The organism is Nocardia sp. NPDC058114, from assembly GCF_042884695.1.
Taxonomy (GTDB): Bacteria; Actinomycetota; Actinomycetes; order Mycobacteriales; family Mycobacteriaceae; genus Nocardia.
In genome coordinates this window covers 110,574-134,235 of the sequence record NZ_JBHVTK010000011.1, presented here as the reverse complement: position 1 = coordinate 134,235, position 23,662 = coordinate 110,574, and the positions used below count along the sequence as shown (strand labels likewise).

Sequence of the window (23,662 nt, the reverse complement as noted above, 5' to 3'; positions counted from 1 at the left end):
CTGCGACGATACCCGCTCGGTATCGGTCCCGCAAAGATCAGTCTTGGACGCGACCGGTCTCGCGATGATCAGGTGGAAGTCATGAGCGTCATGGTCCTGATCGGACGAATCCTGTTCTCCGCGTTGTTCATCGGCGCGGCTATCGGCCATCTGAGCGCGGCGAAGGACACCGCGCGCTACGCCGCGAGCCGTGGGGTGCCGTCGCCGTTGTTCGCGGTGTACGCCTCGGGTGCCGCCGTGCTCGTCGCGGGAACGAGCGTGCTGCTCGGCGCCTGGGGCGACCTCGGATCGCTTGTCCTGGTGACGTTCCTGGTGCCGACGGCCTTCCTGATGCATGCCTTCTGGAAGGAGACCGACGCCGAGACCAAGCAACACGAGATGGTCCACTTCAACAAGGATCTCGCCCTGGCCGGTGCGGCACTGGTGTTCTTCGCGGTCTTCGCCTACACCGCCGACCTGGGGCTCACCCTCACCGCACCAGCCTTCACGCTGCGCTGACCGGACCGGAGATCACCAACCCCGCGCCCGCCATTCGGGCAGATTCGCGCGGTCGGCGCCGAGGGTGGTGTCGTCGCCGTGACCCGGGTAGACGACGGTGTCGTCGGGGTAGCGGTCGAAGAGTTTGGTGGTGACGTCGGTGAGGAGGGTGTCGAAGTCGGCGGGACTATGAGTTTTCCCCACTCCACCTGGGAAGAGGGAGTCGCCGGTGAAGAGGTGGGTGTGGCCCGCGTTGTCGGTGAGGGCGAGGGCGATCGAGCCGGGGGTGTGGCCGCGCAGGTGGATGACGTGGAGGACGAGGTCGCCCACTTCGATGGTGTCGCCGTCTTCGAGCAGGCGGTCGGGGCGGACCGGGAGGTGGTCGGCGTCGAGGGTGTGGGCGGCGGTGGGGACGTCGAGGGACTTGGTGACCTCGGTCAGGGCCTGCCAGTGATCGGGGTGGCGGTGGGTGGTGACGAGCAGTTCGATCTGGCCGGGCGTCTCGAGCACGGTCAGTTCGATGATGCGCTCGGCATCGTTGGCGGCGTCGATCAGCACCCCGGCGCCGGTGGTGGCGCTCTGGATCAGGTAGGTGTTGTTGTCCATCGGACCGACGGACATCTTCACGATGCGGGCGCCGGGGACGTCGCGCTGCTGGGCGTCCCCGCCCGCGGTGACGTGACCTGTGTACTGGCGAGCGACTGTGACCATGCACCCGATCGTAGAAGCCACGCGCCGCGCTGTCGTGCCGGTGTCGGTGTCGACCGTTAGATTCGACACATGCCGCTGTCGAGTTCGGCCCCACGATCGGTTTCCGCACTCTGCGCGGTGTTCGCCGTGTTGAGTCTGCTGTGCGCGCCGAGCGCGGTCGGCGAACCGCCCGCGCGCATGGGTCCGCAGGTGGTCGATACCGCGAATGTGCTCAGTGCGGGCGACGAAGCACGCGTGCTCGACGCGGTCGACGCCCTCTACCGCGATCACCAGGTGAAGCTGTGGGTGAACTATGTGCGCACCTTCGGGTCGATGGCGCCCCGCGACTGGGCTACCCGCACGTCCGACCTCTCCGGCTTCAGCGATCATGATCTGCTGCTGGCGGTGGCCGTCGACGACCGCGGCTACTGGCTCGACGGCACCCTTCCCGAGAGTGTGAGCGACTCCGAACTGGACTCGCTGCTCGCGGGCTCGGTGGAACCCGATCTGCGCGACCAGAAGTGGGCACAGGCCGCGGTCGACACCGCCGAGGGAATCGGTTCGGCGATGCGGGGCGGCGGAGTGCCGTGGGGTGTGCTGATCCTCATCGGGCTGGCCGTGATCGTGGTGGCCGGCGGTTTGATGTTGTTCTCGCGCAAGCGCCGTGACGACCAGGATCGTGCCGAGCTGACCACCGCGCGCAGGGTGGATCCGACCGATTCCGCGGCGCTGGCGCGATTGTCGCTGCCGACCTTGCACACGCTCTCCCGCGAGCGACTGGTCGAGATCGACGATGCCGTGCGGACCAGCGCCGAGGAATTGACCTTGGCCACCAGCGAATTCGGTGACACCGCGGTGACGCCGTTCCGCTCCGCGCTCGATGCCGCCCGCGCCGCCACCGCGAAGGCGTTCACGATTCGTCAGCAACTCGACGACGCGATTCCGGAGACGCCGGACCAGCAGCGCGCCATGCTCATCGAGCTGATCGCCACGGCGGGCACGGCCGATCGCGAACTCGACTCGCAGGTCGCCGATTTCGACGCCATGCGCGATCTGCTCATCGACGCGCCCGCTCGGCTGGACACGCTCACCCGCGACATCGTCGAGCTGACCGCGCGCATGCCGGGCTCCGAAGCCGAACTCACCCGCTTGGGCTCGACCTATCCACCCTCGGTCATCGCGCCGATCCACGACAACGTGCGGATGGCGCAGGAGCGAATCACCTTCGCCGAGAACAACATCGACTCCGCTCGAACCGCTCTCACCCAGCCCGTCGGGCAGCAGGGTGGTGCGGTCGCGGCGATCCGAGCGGCCGAAGGCGCGATCGGACAGGCAAGGACGCTGCTCGATGCCGTAGACCAGGCCGCGACGAATATCCAGCAAGCACGCGACGGTCTTGCGGCCGCCCTCGACGAACTGCGCGCCGACCTGAGCTCGGCCACGAGCCTCACCGAGTTCGGCGGCGCCGACCTGGCCGCCGCGGTCTCGTCCGCCACCGCGGCCCTGAATGCCCCGAACGCCGACAGCGATCCCCTCGGTACCTTCCACACCGCGGTCACCGCTGATGCCGAACTGGACCGCGCGATCGCGGCGGCCTCGGATCGCAAACTGGCCGTGGGGGATCTGCGACGCCGGCTCGATCGCACCCTCACCGACGCATCCGCCCGCATCGATGCGGCGTCGTCGTTCATCACCACCCGGCGTGGCGGCGTCGACGCGGAGGCCCGCACCCGGCTCTCCGAGGCGCAACGTCACCTCGCCGAGGCACACGGGCTCGCGGGCAGTGACCCCGAACGCGCACTCGTCAGCGCACAGACCGCCGCCGACCTCGGCGGCCGGGCCATGCAGCAGGCGCAGGCCAGCGTGCAGGCGTGGGAGACGCGTCAGCCGATGTCGGGCGGCGGCTCACAGACCGGCGCGGTGCTGGGCGGAATCCTGCTCAACGAGCTGCTGCGGGGCGCGATGAGTGGCGGTTCGCGGCGCGGAGGCGGCGGCTATGGCGGAGGCGGCGGCTACCGTCCGGGCTCGTACGGCGGCTCGTCGGGATCGCGTCGAGTCAGCCGGGGCGGCAGATTCTGATCCCGGCCAGCGCGAGGGTCGACCGCGCCGGGCGCAGTGCCGGACGCACCTGATCGCGGCGCGGCGAGGTCGACCGGTTCGCCCTTGACTCTCTCACCGTGTGAGGCCGTACACCGGAAGGCGTCATGTTCAGTATCGGAGATTTCGCCAGGCACGGTCAGGTGTCGGTGCGCATGCTGCGCCACTACGACGCGGTGGGCTTGTTGGCGCCCGCCAGAGTCGACGCGGCCACCGGGTACCGCTTCTATACGGCGGCGCAGCTGGCCCGGCTCAATCGGCTCATCGCATTGAAAGAGCTCGGGTTCACGCTGGAACAGGTGGGCAGAATGCTCGAGCCGGGGCCCGACGCGGCAGAACTGCGCGGCATGCTCACCTTGCGCCGAGCCGAGTTGGAACAGCGGATCGCGGCCGACCGTTCGCGGTTGACCGAAGTCGAAGCGAGACTCCGAATCATCGAAAAGGAGGGCGTCATGCCCGATCAGGATGTGGTGGTCAAGTCGGTGCCCGCAGTCAGAGTGGCCGAATCGTCCAGCTGGGCTTCGGGATTCGAACCCCAGGCGATCAGCCCGGTGATCGGGCCGCTGTTCAGCGAACTGTCCGACCGGCTGGCCGCGGCCGGGATCACGATCGCCGGTCCCGCGATCGCCTACTACGACGCGCGTGACGACGGGACGGTCGGCGTGCACGCGTGTGTGCCGGTGAATGTGGAACCCGCTGCGGCACCGGACTTCTCGATCGTCGATCTGCCCGCGCTCGAACACGCCGCGACCACCGTCCATCGCGGGAACGTGAGCGGGATCGGCGCGGCGTGGCAGGCGCTCGGTCGCTGGGTGGAGGACAACGGGCACCGCACCGGCGCGCCCGTCCGCGAAGTCACCCTGGAGTGGACGCCCGATCCCGATGGCTGGGTCACCGAGCTGCAGGAGCCTCTCGCACCGCGCTGAGGCGCGGCCGGCCCGTGCGATCCGCAGGCGAGATCCGTGCACCCAGCCTCCAGCGGTCGTGGCCGGCGGAATTCCCATCGACTGCGCCACTTGCGGCGGGGTGCCGCTCTGCGGAGCCGGGCCGTGCCGTCGGATTCAGGCGGTCGCGGCTTCCTGATCCGCGGATGACCAGGACAATTCCGCGGCGACGGCATCCAGCAGGTGGGCGGCGAGCGGGCCGCCACCCAATCGGCCGATGGTCAGTCGACCGAGATAGGTGTAGACGAGGAAGGTGACCGCCGCGGACGCCCCCGTCGACGGGCGGGGGTGTGCGGAGAGGTAGACGATCTCGTAGTCGTCGAGAATCAGCCCGGCGGGGGCGCGGAACGGGGGCACCGTCCCGGTGTTGGTGAGCGCGATATGCCCTGCGGTGGAGTGGATTCGATCGGGACCGAAGAAGTCGGGGAAGTGCAGAACCGACTGTTCGATCACCCCGTCGGCCAGGTCGTTGTGCAGGCTGGTGCCGATCCGGCGAGCGAGCACGACGAGGTCCGCGGTGTCGGCGGCATCGGTGGCGAACGCGGCCAGGCCGGACAGGTTGGTGCCGGCTTCCGCGGCGACCGCAGGGTCGAGGCGCCTGCGCAGGTCGACCGGATACATACACGAGACGTGGTCCGCGCCCGAGAGATCGCCGTATGCCCGCAACACCGCGGCGGTGACCAACCCGTTGACGCTCACCGCATGCGCGCGAGCCAGCTCGAGCACTCGTGCGGTCGCGACGGTATCCAGCTGAATCCGCGCGGGCCGGGCCAACGTGGCCGGTGCGGCCTCCGCCCGCTCGATCCCACTCACCGAATCTGTGACGACGAGCGGACGCGCTACCGTCTCGAGTCCCGACCGCCGTCCACGCCGGATCCCCCGCTGCGCCAGCAGCACCTCGAGCGACGCCGGATACTCCCACGTCGCACCGGCTGCGGTCTCCGACTCGGCGACCACGGTTGCCGTGTCCGCGATCTTCCCGGTCTCCACATAGTCGGTGTAGAAGCCCCACAGCCGCGCGAACAGTTCGACACAATGCCCCGCGTCGGCCACGCTGTGGTGCACGAACAACGTGACCCGAGCCCGATCCTCTTCGGCGAGAACCACATCCAGATAGGCCAATTGGGCCCCGGGATCCATGGACTCGGCCGGAATCCGCACCTCGTCGGGATCGCCGAAACTCACCCACGCGCCGACGGCCTCGATATCCCCCGGACGCAACAGGATTCCGTTCTCGTCGGCATCCTCGACGATCCGGCACACCAGAATCGGAAACCGCCGCTGCAACGCCGCGAAGGCCGCGCCGAGCCCGGCCGCGTCCAGTTCCCCGAGCACCGTGACCGACCGTCCGGTGAAGGTCGCGTGCCGCACGAATCGTTGTTCCGACGGGTCGAGCGCCCGCACCACGTCTTCCGGTTCCCACAGCACAACGAAGATCGTGAGGCAAGCGTCCACCCAACGCAAACCGTCAGCTACGCAGTGTGATCAACCGCCCAGTGCGCGGACGTGAAAGAGCCCGCACCGAGCTAGCGGTGCGGGCTCCGTCGACCTGACGGATCAGGCGCCGATCAGTCGTGCTGCCAGGTAGGACTCGACCTTGTCCAGGGCGATGCGCTCCTGGGCCATCGAGTCGCGCTCGCGGATCGTCACCGCGTGGTCGTCGATGGTGTCGAAGTCGACCGTGATGCAGAACGGGGTACCGATCTCGTCCTGACGACGGTAACGACGGCCGATGGCACCCGCGTCGTCGAAGTCGACGTTCCAGTTGCGGCGCAGCTGGGCGGCGAGGTCCTTGGCCTTCGGGGTCAGGTCGGCGTTGCGCGAGAGCGGCAGCACCGCGGCCTTGACCGGCGCGAGGCGAGGATCCAGACGCAGGCTGATCCGCTCTTCGGTCGTGCCCTTCGCGGTGGGCACCTGGTCGACGGTGTAGGCGTCGACCAGGAAGGCCATCAGCGAACGGGTCAGACCGGCGGCCGGCTCGATGACGTACGGCGTGTAGCGCTCACCGCTGGCCTGATCGCGGTAGCTCAGGTCGACGTTCGAGTGCTCCGAGTGCGTCTTGAGGTCGTAGTCGGTGCGGTTGGCGATGCCCTCGAGCTCGCCCCATTCGCTGCCCTGGAAGCGGAAGCGGTACTCGATGTCGGTGGTGCCCGCCGAGTAATGCGACAGCTTTTCCTTCGGGTGCTCGAACAGGCGCAGGTTCTCCGGGTCGATGCCGAGGTCGGTGTACCAGGACAGACGGGTGTCGATCCAGTACTTGTGCCACTCCACGTCCTCGCCCGGCTTGACGAAGAACTCCATCTCCATCTGCTCGAACTCACGCGTGCGGAAGATGAAGTTGCCCGGCGTGATCTCGTTGCGGAAGCTCTTGCCGATCTGGGCGATGCCGAACGGCGGCTTCTTGCGCGCGGTTTCCTGGACGTTCTTGAAGTTGACGAAGATGCCCTGCGCCGTCTCGGGACGCAGATAGTGCATGCCCTCTTCGTCGTCGACCGGGCCGAGGAAGGTCTTGAGCAGGCCGGAGAAGTTACGCGGCTCGGTCCACTTGCCGGGCTGGCCGGTGTCGGGATCGTTGATGTCGGCCAGGCCGTTGGCGGGCGGGTGGCCGTGCTTGGCCTCGTAGGCCTCGATGAGATGGTCGGCGCGGTAACGCTTGTGCGTGTGCAGCGACTCGACCAGCGGATCGGAGAAGGTGGCCACGTGGCCCGAGGCCTCCCAGACCTGGCGCGGCAGGATCACCGAGGAGTCGAGACCGACGACATCGTCGCGGCTGGTGACCATGGTCCGCCACCACTGCCGCTTGATGTTGTCCTTCAGTTCGACGCCGAGCGGACCGTAGTCCCACGCCGACTTGGTGCCTCCGTAGATCTCACCGCACGGGTAGACCAGACCCCGGCGCTTGGCGAGGTTGGCAACGGTGTCCACCTTCGACTTGGGTGCCACGCGAGATTTCTCCATCCACTGCGAGTCGGAATTGTTCGGCATGCCGTACCGGTGTTCGATGCGGCCTACCGTACGTAAGTGGGTCCAGCGTATCGGGACGCGTCCAGTGGGTTTGCAGCAGCCGAGGTGTCCGCGCGGCGCGTCATTTGACATGCGCAATTATGCATATCAAAATGGAATCTGTTTCCATTAAGGAGTTGGTTGATGACCACCGAGGCCGCGCCCGCGCACCCGCACAACCCGTACCACTCCCCCGCCCCCGCCGCCGTGCCGTCGCGCACGGTCCTGGAGGACGCGGGCGAGCTGCTGCGGGCACTGGCCGCGCCGGTACGCATCGCCATCGTGCTGCAGTTGCGTGAGTCGCCGCGCTGCGTGCACGAGCTGGTCGACGCGCTCGGCGTCACCCAGCCGCTGGTCAGCCAGCATCTGCGCATTCTCAAATCGGCGGGCGTGGTGCACGGCGAACGCTCGGGCCGCGAGGTGCTCTACGAACTCGTCGACGACCATCTGGCGCATATCGTGGTCGATGCCGTCGCCCATGCCGAGGAAGGGTAATCCGTTGGCAGACAACACCTCCGCGAAGCAGGTCGGGGTCCGCAGCACCCGCCAGCGCAGTGCCATCTCGGCCCTGCTCGACAATATCGACGAGTTCCGCTCGGCGCAGGAATTGCACGACGAGCTGCGCAAACGCGGCGAGGGTATCGGCCTGACCACCGTCTACCGGACTCTTCAGTCCCTGGCCGACGCGGGCATGGTCGACGTGCTGCGCACCGACACCGGCGAATCCGTCTACCGCCAGTGCTCGAGCGGCCACCATCACCACCTGGTGTGCCGCCAGTGCGGGCGCACCGTCGAGGTCGAGGGCCCGACGGTCGAGGCATGGGCCGAGACCATCGCGAGCGAACACGGCTTCACCGAGGTGAGCCACACACTCGAGATCTTCGGCACCTGCCGCGAGTGCGTGCGCAGCCGAACCGATGCGGCGAGAGACGAACCCGCATCCGTGTGACTCACATCACATGATGGAACCTTCGCTTCGCGAGCCCCGTCCAACCTTCACGAAGGGACCGGCCCGCACGGGCGCGCAGTCCTCTCGGCAGCGAAGAAGGGGACATCGTGAGCGGGACCCTGGGCGTCGAGCCCGATCAGTTGACGACGATGGCGACGACCTGGCGTCGGGAGGCGGCCGAAGTCGACGCGCTGAGCTGGACGGCCGCGAGCGAGGCGACCGGCGACGGCAATGACGTGCTCGCCGCCGTACGCGGACTGTCCGACCCGGCTTCGCAGGCCATGGACTCGATCGCGACCCGGTACACGACGCTGGCCGACCTCGTCGACAAGTTCTCCGCCGATATCCAGGCAAGAGACGCCGAGACCGCGGGCGAAATCGGAAAGCTCGGTACCCGCTGATGCGGCCGACCATCCCCCAACTCGACACCTGGAATCTCGAGGGCCTGCACCGCGCCGGGGAAGCCGCCCGCGCCAACGCCGACATCCTCTCGACCTCCGTCGACGACTGCTCGCGCGCGATCTCGGCCGCGGGTAGCTGGTACGGACAGACCAAAGACGCGGCCTCGCGGCGCATCGATGAGGAAATCGATCACGGCTACGAGGTGCGCACCGTGCTGCTCCGTGTGGCCGACGACGCCGAAGACGCCTACCAGGGCCTGAAACACGCCAAAACCTATGTGCTGGAACAGAAGAACCTCGCCGTCGGGCAAGGTTTCGTGGTCGCGCCCGACGGCCGGGTGACCCACTCCGATCCGAAAGAGGAGGGCGCCGCAGGAGTTTTCCAGCTCAACCTGCTCAGTGGGCTGGACGAGCTCGAACGCCTCGACAACCTGTTCGGCGCCAGGCTACGGGAATCGATGGGCGACCTCGGGGCGATGCGCGACGGGCAGCCCGACATCACCCTCGCCGACGGTTCGATGCGGGATCCGGACGTGGTCGCGATCCAGCTGGCGTCGATGTCGCCGGACGATCGGGCGACCTTCCTGGCCGGGTTGAGTCCCGAAGCGCAACGTCAGCTGGTGATCGCGGCGCCGGAGAAGCTGGGAAATCTGAACGGCGTGCCGTTCGTGATGCGGATCGAGGCCAACGAGATCAATGTCCGCAACGCGCTGACGTCGGAGAAGGCCAAGCCGAATCGAGACGAATCGCGGGTGAAGCAGCTGGAAGCAATGCTCGCGCCCATCCCGAATCCCGAAGGTGCGTGCACGCTCGACACCACCGCCGCCGCGACCGGCGAAACAGCGACACCGCAGCTGGGCATGGTCGACCGCAAGTTCGTCATGTTCAGCACCGAGGGCAACGGGCGGATGATCGAGATGGTCGGCGAGATGAAGTCGGGCGCGCCCGGTGTGGGGGTGTATGTGCCCGGCACCAGTACGAATCTCAACGGCTCCGGGTCGAATCACGTGGCCGCGTGGAATCTCGCCGATCAGACGGGCGGCCCGATTTTCCTGTACATGGAGGGCGACTTCCCGCAGAGTCTGACCAGCCTTTCCGACGGGGCGCCGAGCCCGAAATTCGCCGCGGACATGGCGCCTCGGCTTGTCGACTTCGGCCGCGAAATCGACCGGGAAGTCGGTGCGACCGCGCCGGGGACGCCGGTTTCCTATGTGGGACATTCCTACGGCGGCTCGATCGTCGGCTCGGCCGAGCAGTTGGGTCTGCGCGCTGACCGCATCCTGCACGCTTCTTCGGCGGGCACCGGCGTTTTCGACACGGGCTGGAACAACCCGAACCCGAGTGTCCAGCGGTATTCGATGACGGCACCCGGCGACCTGATCGGTGTCGTGCAGTCGTATCCCGAAGGCGGACTCAGCATTCCGGGCGCATTCACGATTCCCGGAAACCCCCACGCGTCCGCCGAATTGGGCGGTGATCCCGACGAGGTACCCGGCGTAACACGACTCGATACCGGCTTCTACAGCGACACCTCCCGAAACCACCCCACCGAGGTCGTCTTCGGTACCGACGGGCACGGGAAGTACTGGGACGACCCGAGATCGACAGCGTTTCAGAACATCGTCGGCGTTATCGAAGGATCGACCGCGACCGCGTATGTCGAACGAGGAATCGAAACACCGTACGTCGACATCGGTTTGGGAGACAACGGCGACGGAGGCAAGGAGGGGTTCGACGCAGCGAAGGCAGCTGCTGCCGCTCGCCTCGCGGCAGCCCTCGGTAATCCCGACCTCGACCCGTACGCCGACCCCCGCATCACCGACAATGCCGAGCCCGGCCGAACGATCGACATCAAATGACGAAAACAACGATCGTGGCCTGCATCCTGATGATCACTGCGGGCGTCACGGGATGCAGTGGTTTCATCCACGAAGGTCCGACCAACGAGCGGATCAAAGACACCACGGGGCTGACCGTCGCCGAGGCAGGCGCGATTGTCGAGCGCAATTTCGAGCTCATCTGGCCGCAGAAGGGCCCCGTCGAGATCGCGAATCTGACCTTGCCGGGCACGGGCTGCCGAACGAACCCGAACTCTCTGATGTCCGAGGGTCCGCCGTGGCGGCCCCGGTACACGATGGAGGAAGTGAACCCGCCCCAGGAGTTCATCGACCGAGCGATGGCGAATCTCGAAGCGATGACCACACGCGGCTTCACCCTCGTACCGAGCCAGCGGCCCGACAACGACCCGGTGAACCGGCTCTACCGCGACTCGACCGGCTACACCGTCGCATCGTTCCGGGATACCTCCGTTGGGCCGAGGAACGAGGTGCGGTTCTCGATGACCGCGTCCTCACCTTGCGCGGCGGAGTAGGCGTGACCTTTCGCGATGCGTATCAGCGTGACTACGATCTTCGGAGCGGGGACGTCATGAACGGGCACCGGTTCTGTGGGAGGGACGAAGACATGGCAGTTCGAGGTGCGGCGGCGAGGGTGTTCGGCGTTGTCGCGGTGGCGGGGTTGGCTGTCGTGGGGTGCGGTGAGGGGGAGCAGGGAACGGCTACTCCGCAGACGAGCGGTGTGAGTGTGGCGGCGAGTCCTACTTCGGTGGATGCCGAGGCGAAGGTGTGGGATCCGTGTTCGTTGCCGGATTCGGCTGTCGGCGCGGTTGGGATGAACGTGGGAAGCAAGAAGAAAGATGTCGCGGGAGTGGACTTCACTGGATGGAAGGTCTGCAACTGGACGGACTCGGCTAAGAAGTACACCTTCTCCGTGATGTCGTCTGCGCACACGCTTGCCGAGTCCAGGCAGCGAACCAGCGAATACACCGGATGGGCCGACCTCCAGGTCGGATCCCGCAATGCGCTCGAGTTCCGACCGATCGGCTCCGCGAACGACGTCGCTTGCTACGTCAGTGTCGAAGTGCCTGCCGGATCGGTCGATTTCAAGGTGCAGAACCGCGTCAGCGCTGAAGGGGCCAGCGAACCTTGCGGCGAGGCCCGGCGACTGAGCACCGCACTGGTTCAGTACTTGCCCACAAGCTGAGGGGACAGCTGATGGTGCTCGGCATAGATCCGACTCAATGGAGCCGACTACTCGGTCAGGCAGAGGCCGGTCAACTGTCACTGGATCCCGAGACAGGCAAAGACCTCGATCGCGTGTGCGACGACCACTTGGACCGGCTCGAGGAGGTCTACGAGATGATCGAAAGTGTGCGACGAGTCGGCGGGTTCGGCTCGTTCGACTCGAGCAAGATCCTCGAGAACAAGTTCTCGCTCACCGCAGCCGGAGGTGATCGTGCGTTGGATACAGTGATCAGGCAGCACATCGAAACGGTCAAGACAGCCAAAGAGGTTGTGGCCAAAGCGATTGCGAACTTCGTTGCCCAGGACGAAGCGACCGGTGCCGAGATCTCCGCGACAGGAGAACACCTGTGACCTACGAGGACTACAAGAGCAAGGTGATCGCAGCTCAGGAGCAGTGGAATACCGAGCGGGCCAAGATCTACGACCGCCAGCTCGCCGGCAACTACGCCACGATCTTCGGCGGCGACATCCAACCCCCGCACATCACCACCCCTGACAACTACGACAGCATGACGCTAGAGCAGATGCAGGCGGCGGTCGCGGCGATGAAGCCACAGCTGGTCGATGACGCGGTCACCGCGTGGGCGAATATCGGTGGCGCGCTGATGGGCACCTTCACCGGGTTCAACCAGCAGTTCGCCCGCACCGTCACCGGCGCGGGCGGCCATGGCGGATGGACGGGCGCGGCAGCTTCCGCCGCCGTCGCGGCCGTGAACAACTATGCGCAGCAATCGATTCCACTCTCTCAGGCCGCGACTGCGATCAGCCTCAAACTGACCGAGATGCGCACCGGGATCGAGCAGACCCAAGCGTTGATGCCCGGCCTCACCGAGCGCACCAACGTCACCGGCAAGTCGTTGCCCGCCGACGGTGTGATGAAGGTCGACGATCACAACCGCGACGAAGCCACCCAGGAGGGCAGGCGGATCTTGCGCTCCGTGTACAGCCAGGTCGCCGGCCAAACCGACAACGGCGTTCCCTTCTTGCCGACCGCGCCGACCATCGCCGACGACGGTGGACCGGGCAGCAACAGCGAGACGAATGCCGTGGACAGTCGAGATGGTTCGACCGCAGCTGGCAGCGAAACCGAAGACCCGGCGGCGGGAACGAACGGCGACAGCGCGACACCCGAGGATGCCGCTACCGAACCGCCTTCCACCACAACCTCTTCGACAGACGCGGGCTCGACCACACCCCAGAGCGCCACCACCACACCGCAATCCACCACCCCCACCACAACAGCTCCGAACACCACCGCGCCGACCAACGCTGGTGCAACTACGCCAGGCCTCGGCACACCCGGTGTCGGCGCCCCGGGCACCGGCGCTCCCGGCTCCGGCAGACCCACCGGCAGCGGGCCCGGCGGATCTGGCACCCCGCGCGGCAGCGGCACCCCGACCAGCGCCACTCCCGGCCGAAGCACCCCTGGCACCCCGTCCCCCGCTGCCGGGGCAGCAACCGGAACCCGCGCGGGCACCACCTCCGCCACCGGTCGCGGCGCAGCGGGCGTGGGCGGCATGGGCGCACCGGGCGCAGGTCGCGGCACCTCCGACGACGAACGAACCAAGGACATCCCCGACTACCTGATCACCCAGGAGAACGGTGACCTCCTGCTCGGCGCGGACCAGATCAGGACCGTGCCCCCGGTGATCGGCGGAGACGACGACAGTGCACCGCGCTGAATTCACCGGCATCGAATTCGAGATCCTGTGGTCCGGCTACGGCCGTGACCGCCTCCCCTATCCGCTCCAATACCGCACCGACATCGCCGAATTCGACGAGCTGAAGCAGCACCGGGAAGCCGCGGTGGACGCCCTCCTCCGCAAATACGACCCGGCGGTGGAACGCGCCCTCGCCGTTCTGCTCGACCCCGATGCCAGGGTCGAATCCAAAGGCTATGTGGGACAGGACAACACGAACATCATCCGCTTCCACGGCGCGATTCGCGGCGCGGTCGGCGCCACCCTGCAACAGGCGCCGGGCGCCGCGGAGGACACCGGCGCCGACATCACCCTCACCTACTGCACCCCCAGCCAGGTAGCAGCCCTGACGGTCGCTGCCCTCCCCCGCACGAAGCCGGGTAAGAAGGCGCCGGTCGAGGTCCGCCGAGACCAGCTGTCCGTCGAAGAAGACCACTTCGAGTACCGCGCGGGCCGCCTCAGCTCGGCCGACCAACTCAACCGCATGTTCCACCGCCCCCGCCGAGCCTTCGGCGAGATCTCGGCCCTGTCCGGCCCCGCCCTCGACTCGCGCCCCACCCCCGCCCGCACCTTCTGGTGGATGGACTACCCCGACGGCCGCTACTACGTGAAAACCGGCGACCCCATCGTCGCCGAACCCCTCCCCACCGACCGCATGATCGCCGGCATCTACCGCATGCTCACCCGAGCCCAGCGCTACCACCAAGAATTCGGCACCGACGACTACCGCACCGGGTAACCGCACAGCGCACGATGCAGCGATTACCCGTCTATTCGCTTCAAATTATGCAGCGAATAGACGGTAATATCGCTGCATGACGAACCGTGGGTACATCTGGGAGGCGACGAACTGGCCTCGCTTCACCTACGACGCCGTTCTGCTCGCCAAACCGACGGCAGAGGTCGCGCTCGCCCAGGGGCGCCTGCACGGTCGACTCACCCACGCCGACGACGCCACACAGGAACGCGCGGGGCTGGAAGCGCTGACCACTGACGTCGTGCAGTCGAGCGCCATCGAAGGCGAGTTACTCGATGCGGCGTCGGTCCGGTCGTCCATCGCTCGCAGGCTCGGTGTCGATATCGGCGCGACAACGCCCACCGACCGCCGGGTCGACGGTGTCGTCGATATGGTCCTCGACGCCACCCGCCATCACGACCAACCGGTGACGGCGGAGCGCCTGTTCGGCTGGCACGCAGGACTCTTTCCCACGGGCTACTCCGGCATCTCACGAATCCGGGTGGGCGGCTGGCGAACCGATGAGACCGGACCGATGGAGGTGATCTCCGGACCATACGGTCGGCAGCGAGTCCACTTCGAAGCCCCACCCGCCTCCCGCCTCGACGACGACATGCACCGCTTCCTGATGTGGCTCGACGCGGAAACCCCCGAACCCGCGGTGCTGAAAGCCGGCCTGGCACACCTGTGGTTCGTGACGATTCATCCCTTCGATGACGGAAACGGCAGAATCGCACGCGCGATAGGTGATCTCGCCTTGGCCCGTTCCGAACACAGCCCTCGCCGGTTCTACAGCCTGTCCGCCCAGATCCAGCGCGATCGCAAAAACTACTACGCCATCTTCGAAAGCACCCAACGCGGCGACCTCGATGTCACCGCCTGGCTGCTCTGGTTCCTCGATGCGCTACTCCAGTCCATCAACAACGCCGACCGAACCATCGACGCAGCGCTCGCGAAAGCCCGCTTCTGGCGCACGTGGCACACCACGGCGATGAACTCCCGTCAGACCGAAATGCTCAACCGAATCCTGGACGGTTTCAACGGAAACCTGACAACCCGCAAATGGGCGATCATCACCAAAACGTCCCAGGCCTCCGCCCTCCGCGACATCAACGAACTCATCGAGCTCGGCGCCTTGCGACGCTCCGACTCGAGCGGCCGAAGCACATCCTACGAACTGACGGAAATCGCCGAGCCGAACACGGAGTAGCTGCCGAATCTCCGCAGCCACAGGCTCCGCTCGACATCACAGCCAAAACGCTCCGCACGAGAGTTGGTCGTGCGGAGCGTTTTCGCGGGGCGGGTCAGGCGGGTACTGCCACCGGTTCGGGAGATGCGGTCGGCGTGGTCAGCTGGCGGGAGCGGAGGGCGCCGAGGCCGAGGAGGGCGACTCCGCCTGCGGCCCAGGCGAGTAGGACGGTGAGGGGGGCGAGGGCGCCGGCACCGTCGAAGTAGGCGACCGAGCGGAGCAGGGCGGCGGCGGCGCCCGGGGGGAGCAACTGGCCGATGGTGCCCCAGGGCTGGGGCAGGAGTTCGGGGGCCGAGGTAGCGGCGGAGAACGGGTTGCCCACCAGCAGCATGGTGAGGGCGCCCAGGCCGATGCCGGGGCGGCCGATCGCGGCGGCCAGGCCGACGATGACGGCGGCGACGGTAAAGGAGGCCAGGCCCGCGATGGCGGCCAGTTCGAGGTAGGAGCCGGGCAGGATCGAGAGCCAGGTGTGGAAGATCAGGGTGCTCAGGAGCCCGCCCGCGATACCGAAGGCGGCCAGGCCGGCGAGCCGGGACCCGAAGGCGGGGACCAGCAGGGTGAGCAGGATGCCCGCTGCCATACCGGACATGACCAGCGGCAGGACCATCGAGCCGAAGCCCGCGCCGCGCTGGTCGTCGGGATCGACGGCGATCACGTCCTCGACCGGAGCGACGGGGATACCGCTGAGTTGTTGTGCCACGGCGGTGAGCTGCTGGGCGACGGCGGGCGAGGCGGCGGAGGCGACCAGGACCTGCGGTGCACCGTTGCCGGTGACGACAGCGCCGTAGATCTCGTTGTCGGCCATCGCGTTTCGCGCCTGCTGCGCGTCGGCGACGGTGATGATCTCGAAGGCCTCGGGATCGCGCTGCCGCAGTTGCTGGGCGACCTGGACGGAGCCAGGACCCGCGACGGCGATCGGCAGATCACGCGGGCCGATATTGACGGCGGGCCAGGCGAAAGCGATGAGCATCAGGGCCTGGATCGCGGTGGCCGCGAGGCCGAGAGCTACTGCTCGGCGGGTGATCGTCATGCGATTTCTCCCATTAAAGCGAATGTTCGTTCTTTTTGATGTTCCTACCGTGACACCGCCCACCTCGCTTGTCAAGAACGGACATTCGTTTTACTTTTGACCCATGCCCCGAGTCAGCGAAGAACACCTGGAACGCCGCAGGCAGCAGATCCTCGACGCCGCGCAGCTGTGCTTCGCCAGGAAGGGCTTCCACGAGACCTCGATGCAGGACGTATTCGCCGAATCGCAGATGTCGGCGGGCGCGGTCTACCGGTACTTCGCCAGCAAGAACGAGATCATCGCCGCGCTCGTGCAACGCACGATGGGGCCGCTGCGCGAGCGGCTCGCCGAGATCATCCGCACCGAGACCGCGCCTCCCCCGGCGGAGGTCATCCGACTGCTGACCACCGAGATCGTCAAACGCAGTGGGCCAGAGGGACCGCTGCGGCTCGCCCCACAGGCGTGGGCGCTCGCGCTGGTCTCGGACGAGGCGGCCGTCCCGGTACGCGCGGCCATCGCGTCGATGCGCGCGTTGTGGTTCGAGTACGCGGACCGATTGTGCGAGTCCGGCTGGCTGCCACCGGGCACCGATTCCGACGCGATCGCCAAAACGCTCATCGGGCTGCTGCCCGGCTTCATCCTGCAGCACCTCCTGCTCGCCGACGTCGACCCGGAGGATTTCGCCCGCGGTCTCGAGGTCATGCTGCCGGGACCTCCGCACCATCCCCGGTGAGCAAGGCCACTGTTGCCACCGCCGCCGAACGGGTAGGTTCGGGTGCGGCACCGGAGGGGGTCCCGAGCGCCGGACATCGTTGAATACCGATCCGACCAGGGAGTTTCCTGTGACTTTGCACCGTCGAACCCTTCGATCACGCGGCCTGACCGCGCTGGCAGCCGTGACCGTCGTGGCCGCGCTGCCCGCGGCGATGGCAGGCACCGCGCAGGCCAGGATGATCGGCGGATTCGAGGTGGGCGGCGCGATCGAGACCGAATACGACCAGGCGGGCGGCCCGGCGCTGGGCGAGCCCACCTCCCCGGAAGCCGACGCGGCAGCCGGCGGCAAGTACCAGACCTTCGCCAACAACGCGGCCATCTACTGGCATCCCGACACCAACGCCAACACCGTCTCGGGTCAGATCCGGGACAAGTTCGCCGAGACGGGCAACGAGTCGGGCAAGCTCGGCTACCCGACCACCCGCGAGGAGTCCACCCCGTCGGGCGGCGGTCGCTTCAACCACTTCCAGAAGGGCTCGATCTACTGGTCCGTCGGCACCGGCGCACACCAGATCAGCGGCCCGATCCGCGACAAGTGGGCGGCGCTGGGCTGGGAGTCGAGCCCGCTGGGCTTCCCGCTCACCGACGTGTCCGCGGCGGGCAAGGGCGACGGCCAGTTCACCATGTTCCCGACCGGCGCCATCTACTGGACGTCGAAGACCGGCGCGCACGCGGTGTGGGGCAGCATCCAGGCCGACTGGATCCGCGCGGGCGGCGAAAACGGCCGCTACGGCTATCCCACCAGCGACGAGTACGACTACCAGGGCGGCAAGGCCCAGGATTTCACGGGCGGCAAGATCACCTGGAAGCCCGAGCGCTGAGCTACAACCAGCCCTGACGCTGCGCCGCCAGAATCGCCTCCGCGCGGTTGCGGGTGCCGGTCTTGCCGATGGCGGCCGAAAGATGGTTGCGCACAGTCCCTTCCGAGAGGTGTAAGCGCTCGGCGATGGCCCCGGCCGCCGAACCGTCGGCGGCCGCGGCGAGCACTTGACGTTCCCTGGCCGTGAGCGGAGACGTTCCGGCAGTGAGGGTCTCGGTCGCCAGCGCCGGGTCGACGACGCGAAGTCCCAGGTGTACCCGGCGGACCGCGTCGGCCAATTCCCGTGCGGGAGTGTCCTTCACGACGAACCCGCTCGCGCCCGCATCGATGGCGCGACGTAGGTAGCCGGGGCGCCCGAACGTGGTGACCATGAGGATTCGCACGCGCGGGTGTTCGGCGTGCACGCGGGCGGCGACCTCGATGCCGTCCAGGCCCGGCATGTCGATGTCGAGCAGTGCCACGTCGGGGCTGGTGCGGGTCACCGCGGCCAGGACTTCGTCGCCGCGGCCGACCTCGGCGACCACCTCGAGGTCGGATTCCAGACCGAGCAGGGCGGCGAGCGCGCCGCGCACCAGTGCCTGGTCGTCGGCGAGCAGCAGCCGGATCATCGGACACTCCCTTCCGCGGGCACCGTCGCCAGCAGGCCGACGCCGCCGCCCAATGGCGTCGACATGGTCAGCGTGCCACCGGCCGCGCGCAGTCGCTCGGCCAGCCCACGCAAACCCGAACCGGACGGTGCGGTGACGTCGCAGCCACGGCCGTCGTCGGTGATCTCGATGCTGTTCTCGGTAACGACCACGGTGCAGTGCTGGGCAGCACTGTGGCGCACGACGTTGGTCACCGCCTCGCGCAGTACCCAGCCGAACAGTTCACTGTGCCGCGTGTCCACCATCGTCGAATCGGGCAGTACAGCAACGATCTCGGCTGCGGTCAGCGCGGTGTGCGCGGTGGCGAGTTCTCGGCGCAAGCTCACCTCACGCAGACCACCCACGGTGTCGCGCACCCCGGCGAGCGCCTCGCGGGCCAAGCGTTCCACATCGGCGAGCTCGGTCTTGGCGCGCGCCACATCGACATCGATAAGGCGTTGCGCGAGTTCGGTTTTGATGGTGATCACCGTGAGGGAATGGCCGAGGATGTCGTGCACATCGCGGGCGACCCGATTGCGCTCGGCCTCGATCGCCAGGTCGGCGCGCTGACGGCGGGTGATCGCCTGTAGTCGCCTGCCGCGCAAGCCGATCTCTCTGGCGAGCCAGATCACCGGTGGAATCACCGCGAGCACCAGCGCCGTGCCACCGAGCCACCGACCCGGCGCGAACACGGGCATCGCCACCATCGTCGCCGATACCGCCACCACCACGACCAACGAGAGCCGGGTGGGCAGCGAGAAGATCGCGACCGCGGCGATGTAGAGCACGGTCGGGAGCGCGGCCGCGCCGAGCAGCGCCATCATCACCACCGACAACGCGGCCATGCCTGCGAGCAACGGCCAGATCCGCGGATCGACAGACCGCGGATCGTCCTGCTCGTCCCAGTCGAGTCGGCGGAAGACGACGAACGCCGTCACGATCAGCCCGCCGAACGCCAGCACGGCTGCCGTCGCACCGACCGACCGCACCGTGCCGTGCTCGACCCAGCTGTCGTAGATCTGCGGTACCAGGTACAGCAACCATCCCGCCGCGAGCGCGGCACCGAACCACCCGCGGCGCATGCCGCTGGTATCGGTCGCCCCGGTGCCGAACACCCGGTCGACGAAGTCACCCGAACTCACGAGCAATCCCTTCTCACAGCACTTGCGCAGCCACGCGGGCCGACCCGGCGAGTACCGACGGTACCCACGAATCGGCCCGGGTGATCGTTCGTTCAACGAGCGGTGTCCCGGCGGAACAGCGCGGCCGCGCCCACCACGAACACCGCGGTCCACGCGACGACATTCACCACGGCCAGCGCGATGGTGCCCGCACCGGTGTCACCGAACGGGGTACGCACCAGGGTGGCGACCCCGTAGGTCGGCAGCACCTTCGACACGGCGGCGAACCACCCGTGGATCGGGAAGAACAGCCCGCCCGCGAACGACAGCATCGCCAGTCCGGGGCCGAGCAGTTGCATGACGTTCTCGGAGGGCAACAGGTAGCCCATGAGCAGACCGAAGGCCGCGAACACCAGCGAGCACACCCAGGCGAGCAGGAAGCAGGCCACCCAGGCCACCGGCGTCAGGCTCGCCCCGCAGAGCGCGCCGACGACGAACACCGTCGTCACCGCCACCAGCCCCAGCGACATCGCGACCGCGATCTTCGTCGCCACGTAGGCCACCGGCCGCAGCGGTGTCAGCCGCAGCTGGCGGGTCCAGCCGTGGGCACGTTCGACCGCCACCATCGCGCCGCCGCTGGTAGTCGCGAGCAGGGCGCCGTAGAGCGCCATCGACACCATGATGTAGCCGGTGACGTTGCCCGAACCGAAGGACTCGTCCCGGTTTCCACCCTGGAGACCGAAGATCACGAAGAACACCGGCGGCATGATCAGGGTGAAGATCAGGGTGCGCCGGTTGCGGAGCATGCGGCGAAGTTCGAGCGAGAGAAAAGCCGGGCTGAAGCCGCCGAGGCGAGGTGTGCGCACCGGTTTCGTCGCGGTGCGGGTTGTCTCGATCATGTCAGCGCTCGCCTTCGGGTGCGGAGGTCAGCGCGAGGAACGCCGATTCCAGGTTGTGGGTGGTGATTTCGATGTCGTGGGCCGCGGTGTGGGTGAGCAGGAAACGGGCGATGTCATCGGAGTCTCTGGCCTGCACCAGGATTCGATCACCGCGCAGCTCCACCTGCTCGACACCGGGCAGCGCGGACAGGTGGGCCGGGTCGGCTCCGGGCAGGGTGGCCGCCACGGTCCGGCCGACGGTCAGGTTCTTGATCTGGGCGGCGCTGCCGTCGGCGACGATACGACCGGCACGCACCAGCACGATCCGGTCGGCGTAGGCATCGGCTTCGTCGAGATAGTGGGTGGCGAACAGCACGGTGCGGCCACTCACGGCGTCTTCGCGCATGGCCGCCCAGAAATCGCGTCTGCCCGACACGTCCATGCCGGTGGTGGGTTCGTCCAGCACGATCAGGTCCGGGTCGGGCAGCAGTGCCAGCGCGAACCGCAGCCGCTGCTGCTGGCCACCCGAGCACTTTCCGACGAGGCGGTCGGCGATATCGGCGATGCCCGCCCGCTCGAGGACTTCCGGCGCCGGCCGCGGCCGGGCGTGCAGGGCGGCGACCAAGCGAACGGTTTCGCCGACGGTGAGGTCGGGCAGCAGCCCACCCGACTGCAGCACCGCGGCCACCCGCCCGGCCCGCACGGCATCCTCCGGCGCTTGGCCGAAGACCGCGACCGTACCCGAATCGGGAGCGGTCAGGCCGAGGAGCAGGTCGATCGTGGTCGACTTACCCGCGCCGTTGGGGCCGAGGAAGGCGACGATCTCGCCCGGCGCCACGGTCAGATCGAGACCGTCGACGGCGCGGACCGGACCCGTGGTTCCGGGAAAGGATTTGCGCAGGTCGCGCAGCTCGATGGCCGCGCTGGTTGTTCGTGGTGAAGGCATGGTTCAAGATTCGCGCGGACGAGGCCGCGAAACCTGAGCCGACTGTCACCATTCGCCCATGACAGGTGTCATGGGTTACGGCGCGAGCAACCCCTGCCGGGCTCGGCTCGCACCGGACAGCGCGAGCAGCAGCATGGTGGTGAGTGCCCCGTCGTCCAGACCTTCGGCGGGGAAGGTGTAGCGCAGAATGACGTCGCCCAGCTGGCCACGAGCGATCAGCGTGACCGACCCGAACTGGATCTCGTTGTTGCGTTCGGCGACGCGCTTGTGCAGGGCCGCCTTGAGCGGACGATCCCAGGCCAGCACGCTGGTCAGCGACAGCACAGTGAGGCCGGGCGCGAGGGTGACGGCGCGGATCGAGCACAGGGCGCCGTCGTATTCGAAGCCCAGCGACCCGTCCGCGTCCACCCGGACATCGACGTCCTGCATCTGCAGGCACGCGCCGGTGCGCGCCTGCAGGTCGATTTCGGGTGAGACCGTGGTATCCATCTCGGCTCCGTCGTCACTCATTTGGCGCCACCGAAGCGGCGATCGCGCTTGGCGTATTCCAGGCACGCGTCCCACAGGTTACGCCGGTCGAAGTCGGGGAAAAGCGTGTCCTGGTACACGAATTCGGCGTAGGCCGCCTGCCAGATCAGGAAGTTCGAGCTGCGGAACTCGCCGGAGGGGCGAAGGAACAGATCGACATCGGGCATATCGGGTTCGTCGAGGTACTTCGCGACGGTGGCCTCGTCGACCTTCTCCGGGTCGATCTCGCCCGCAGCCACCCGGCGCGCGATTTCCCTTGCGGCGTCAGCGATTTCGGCACGACCACCGTAGTTGACGCACATGGTCAGCGTCATCACGTCGTTGTCCTTGGTGAGCTCTTCGGCCACCTCGAGTTCCTTGATCACGCTGCGCCACAGGCGGGGCCGGCGCCCGGCCCAGCGCACCCGCACACCCATCTCGTGCATCTCGTCGCGGCGGCGGCGGATCACGTCGCGGTTGAAGCCCATCAAAAAACGCACCTCGTCGGGGCTGCGTCGCCAGTTCTCGGTGGAGAAGGCGTAGGCCGAGAGCCACTTCACGCCGATCTCGATGCAACCTTCGACGGAGTCCATCAGCACGGCCTCGCCGCGTTCGTGTCCGGCGGTGCGCGGCAAGCCACGCTCCTGGGCCCAGCGGCCGTTGCCGTCCATCACCAGCGCGACGTGGTTGGGGACGAGCTCGGGCGGGATCGCGGGCGGACGCGCGCCGGAGGGATGCTGGGACGGCGGCCGCACGGTGCGGGTGCCGTCCTTGCTCGCGGGAGAGGAGTCACGACGCAGGATCACGGCGTCCATCCTGCCTGATCGCCGGGTACGGGCTGCACGGGCTCCGGCTTCGCGCCGTTTGCTCAGCCGACCCGGCCCACGACTGCGGCGTCGGGCCGGTCCGCGGGTTCGATACGGGATCGCTCGATCAGCGGCAACGTGCGCAACTGGCGCTCCAGATGCCACTGCAGGTGGGCGGCGACGAGACCGCTGGCCTGGCGGCGGACGTTGTCGGGAACGCTGTCGATGTAGGCCCACTCCCCCTTCAACAGGGCGACGAGCAGATCGAGCACCCCGGTGATGGGCGTGCTCGCGCCCGGCGGACGACAGTGCACACAGACCGCACCGCCCGCTGCCACATGGAAGGCGCGGTGCGGGCCGGGGGTCGCGCAGCGGGCGCATTCGTCGAGCGCGGGCGCCCACCCGGCGAAACCCATGGCGCGCAACAGGTACGCGTCCAGGATCAGTTCGTGGGGTCGCTGTTTGGCGGCGATCGCGCGCAGGGCACCCGCGGTGAGTACGTGCAGTTTCGGGGCGGGTGCGCGTTCTTCACCCGCGAGACGCTCAGCGGTTTCGAGGATCGCGCACGCGGTGGTGTAGCGGCCGTAGTCGTCGATGATGTCGGCGGCGAACGCCTCCACGGTGATGACCTGGGTGACGATGTCGAGCGTGCGCCCGGGGTGCAACTGCACATCGATGTAGGAGAACGGCTCGAGCCGCGCCCCGAACTTCGATTTGGTGCGCCGCACCCCCTTCGCCACCGCCCGGACGAGCCCGTGTTGCCTGGTCAGGAGCGTGACGATGCGATCGGCCTCGCCCAGCTTGTGCTGGCGAACCACTACCGCCTCATCCCGATACAACCGCACG

General features: G+C 67.7%; 26 protein-coding genes. 15 read left to right on the top strand and 11 right to left on the bottom strand.

Annotated features, from left to right (window positions below; all coding sequences use genetic code 11):
* Positions 1-81: 81 nt before the first annotated feature.
* The gene (locus ACFVVI_RS30465; RefSeq protein ID WP_387447801.1) at positions 82-498 is read left to right on the top strand and encodes a DoxX family protein; all 417 of its coding nucleotides are present in this window, start codon (positions 82-84) and stop codon (positions 496-498) included.
* Between the two features lie 12 nt (positions 499-510).
* Here ACFVVI_RS30465 and ACFVVI_RS30460 read toward each other — a convergent pair whose 3' ends face one another.
* Entirely contained in the window at positions 511-1,188 is a 678-nt protein-coding gene (locus tag ACFVVI_RS30460) for an MBL fold metallo-hydrolase (protein ID WP_387447799.1), read from the bottom strand.
* A 69-nt stretch (positions 1,189-1,257) separates the two neighbouring features.
* Between ACFVVI_RS30460 and ACFVVI_RS30455 the strand changes: the two genes are divergently transcribed.
* Both ACFVVI_RS30455 and ACFVVI_RS30450 read left to right on the top strand, forming a co-directional pair.
* On the top strand, positions 1,258-3,246 hold the full coding sequence (locus ACFVVI_RS30455) for a TPM domain-containing protein (protein ID WP_387447797.1): 1,989 nt from the start codon (positions 1,258-1,260) through the stop codon (positions 3,244-3,246).
* A 125-nt stretch (positions 3,247-3,371) separates the two neighbouring features.
* Complete coding sequence (locus ACFVVI_RS30450) at positions 3,372-4,190, top strand: MerR family transcriptional regulator (RefSeq protein ID WP_387447795.1); 819 nt, start codon at positions 3,372-3,374, stop codon at positions 4,188-4,190.
* Between the two features lie 135 nt (positions 4,191-4,325).
* Here the strand turns inward: ACFVVI_RS30450 and ACFVVI_RS30445 are convergent, their stop codons facing one another.
* Positions 4,326-5,663, bottom strand: coding sequence for an acyltransferase (locus ACFVVI_RS30445; protein ID WP_387447793.1), 1,338 nt, complete (start codon positions 5,661-5,663; stop codon positions 4,326-4,328).
* 102 nt (positions 5,664-5,765) lie between these two features.
* The gene (locus tag ACFVVI_RS30440; protein ID WP_378637754.1) at positions 5,766-7,166 is read right to left on the bottom strand and encodes a glycine--tRNA ligase; all 1,401 of its coding nucleotides are present in this window, start codon (positions 7,164-7,166) and stop codon (positions 5,766-5,768) included.
* Between the two features lie 189 nt (positions 7,167-7,355).
* Between ACFVVI_RS30440 and ACFVVI_RS30435 the strand changes: the two genes are divergently transcribed.
* The 10 genes from ACFVVI_RS30435 (at position 7,356) to ACFVVI_RS30390 (ending at position 15,290) form a co-directional block, all read left to right on the top strand.
* Positions 7,356-7,706: a helix-turn-helix transcriptional regulator gene (locus tag ACFVVI_RS30435; RefSeq protein ID WP_067456316.1), complete on the top strand. Its 351-nt coding sequence runs from the start codon at positions 7,356-7,358 to the stop codon at positions 7,704-7,706.
* Between the two features lie 4 nt (positions 7,707-7,710).
* Complete coding sequence (locus ACFVVI_RS30430; RefSeq protein ID WP_379314523.1) at positions 7,711-8,160, top strand: Fur family transcriptional regulator; 450 nt, start codon at positions 7,711-7,713, stop codon at positions 8,158-8,160.
* A 107-nt stretch (positions 8,161-8,267) separates the two neighbouring features.
* Complete coding sequence (locus tag ACFVVI_RS30425; protein WP_378993902.1) at positions 8,268-8,561, top strand: hypothetical protein; 294 nt, start codon at positions 8,268-8,270, stop codon at positions 8,559-8,561.
* Entirely contained in the window at positions 8,561-10,420 is a 1,860-nt protein-coding gene (locus tag ACFVVI_RS30420; RefSeq protein WP_387447791.1) for a hypothetical protein, read from the top strand. Before ACFVVI_RS30425 ends, ACFVVI_RS30420 begins: the two co-directional genes overlap by 1 nt.
* Positions 10,417-10,932 (top strand): hypothetical protein, encoded by a 516-nt coding sequence (locus tag ACFVVI_RS30415; RefSeq protein WP_387447789.1) that lies wholly within the window; start codon positions 10,417-10,419, stop codon positions 10,930-10,932. The genes ACFVVI_RS30420 and ACFVVI_RS30415 overlap by 4 nt, the downstream gene beginning before the upstream one ends.
* A gap of 2 nt (positions 10,933-10,934) precedes the next feature.
* A complete protein-coding gene (locus ACFVVI_RS30410; RefSeq protein ID WP_387447787.1) occupies positions 10,935-11,603 on the top strand; it encodes a DUF3558 domain-containing protein in 669 nt (222 codons plus the stop codon).
* An 11-nt stretch (positions 11,604-11,614) separates the two neighbouring features.
* Positions 11,615-11,995, top strand: coding sequence for a hypothetical protein (locus tag ACFVVI_RS30405; RefSeq protein WP_387447785.1), 381 nt, complete (start codon positions 11,615-11,617; stop codon positions 11,993-11,995).
* Positions 11,992-13,326 (top strand): hypothetical protein, encoded by a 1,335-nt coding sequence (locus tag ACFVVI_RS30400; protein ID WP_387447783.1) that lies wholly within the window; start codon positions 11,992-11,994, stop codon positions 13,324-13,326. The genes ACFVVI_RS30405 and ACFVVI_RS30400 overlap by 4 nt, the downstream gene beginning before the upstream one ends.
* Positions 13,313-14,083: an ESX secretion-associated protein EspG gene (locus ACFVVI_RS30395; protein ID WP_387447781.1), complete on the top strand. Its 771-nt coding sequence runs from the start codon at positions 13,313-13,315 to the stop codon at positions 14,081-14,083. Before ACFVVI_RS30400 ends, ACFVVI_RS30395 begins: the two co-directional genes overlap by 14 nt.
* Before the next feature lie 76 nt (positions 14,084-14,159).
* The gene (locus ACFVVI_RS30390) at positions 14,160-15,290 is read left to right on the top strand and encodes a Fic family protein (RefSeq protein ID WP_387447779.1); all 1,131 of its coding nucleotides are present in this window, start codon (positions 14,160-14,162) and stop codon (positions 15,288-15,290) included.
* Positions 15,291-15,384: 94 nt separating this feature from the next.
* On the opposite strand, the gene ACFVVI_RS30385 is transcribed toward ACFVVI_RS30390, so the two are convergent.
* On the bottom strand, positions 15,385-16,359 hold the full coding sequence (locus ACFVVI_RS30385; protein ID WP_387447777.1) for a hypothetical protein: 975 nt from the start codon (positions 16,357-16,359) through the stop codon (positions 15,385-15,387).
* Between the two features lie 103 nt (positions 16,360-16,462).
* Here ACFVVI_RS30385 and ACFVVI_RS30380 point away from each other — a divergent pair, with 103 nt between their 5' ends.
* The gene (locus ACFVVI_RS30380) at positions 16,463-17,071 is read left to right on the top strand and encodes a TetR/AcrR family transcriptional regulator (RefSeq protein ID WP_387447775.1); all 609 of its coding nucleotides are present in this window, start codon (positions 16,463-16,465) and stop codon (positions 17,069-17,071) included.
* A gap of 109 nt (positions 17,072-17,180) precedes the next feature.
* The gene (locus ACFVVI_RS30375) at positions 17,181-17,933 is read left to right on the top strand and encodes an LGFP repeat-containing protein (RefSeq protein WP_387447773.1); all 753 of its coding nucleotides are present in this window, start codon (positions 17,181-17,183) and stop codon (positions 17,931-17,933) included.
* A gap of 1 nt (position 17,934) precedes the next feature.
* Here the strand turns inward: ACFVVI_RS30375 and ACFVVI_RS30370 are convergent, their stop codons facing one another.
* From ACFVVI_RS30370 to recO, 7 genes are all read right to left on the bottom strand, one after another.
* The gene (locus ACFVVI_RS30370) at positions 17,935-18,540 is read right to left on the bottom strand and encodes a response regulator (RefSeq protein ID WP_378993880.1); all 606 of its coding nucleotides are present in this window, start codon (positions 18,538-18,540) and stop codon (positions 17,935-17,937) included.
* A complete protein-coding gene (locus ACFVVI_RS30365; protein WP_387447771.1) occupies positions 18,537-19,700 on the bottom strand; it encodes a sensor histidine kinase in 1,164 nt (387 codons plus the stop codon). The genes ACFVVI_RS30370 and ACFVVI_RS30365 overlap by 4 nt, the downstream gene beginning before the upstream one ends.
* A 92-nt stretch (positions 19,701-19,792) precedes the next feature.
* A complete protein-coding gene (locus tag ACFVVI_RS30360; RefSeq protein WP_387447769.1) occupies positions 19,793-20,578 on the bottom strand; it encodes an ABC transporter permease in 786 nt (261 codons plus the stop codon).
* A gap of 1 nt (position 20,579) precedes the next feature.
* Positions 20,580-21,503: an ABC transporter ATP-binding protein gene (locus ACFVVI_RS30355; protein WP_387447767.1), complete on the bottom strand. Its 924-nt coding sequence runs from the start codon at positions 21,501-21,503 to the stop codon at positions 20,580-20,582.
* 75 nt (positions 21,504-21,578) lie between these two features.
* Entirely contained in the window at positions 21,579-21,932 is a 354-nt protein-coding gene (locus tag ACFVVI_RS30350; protein ID WP_243655106.1) for a YbjN domain-containing protein, read from the bottom strand.
* A 77-nt stretch (positions 21,933-22,009) separates the two neighbouring features.
* On the bottom strand, positions 22,010-22,825 hold the full coding sequence (locus ACFVVI_RS30345) for an isoprenyl transferase (RefSeq protein WP_378637531.1): 816 nt from the start codon (positions 22,823-22,825) through the stop codon (positions 22,010-22,012).
* Between the two features lie 53 nt (positions 22,826-22,878).
* A complete protein-coding gene (recO, locus tag ACFVVI_RS30340) occupies positions 22,879-23,661 on the bottom strand; it encodes a DNA repair protein RecO (RefSeq protein ID WP_101463905.1) in 783 nt (260 codons plus the stop codon).
* Position 23,662: the final 1 nt, after the last annotated feature.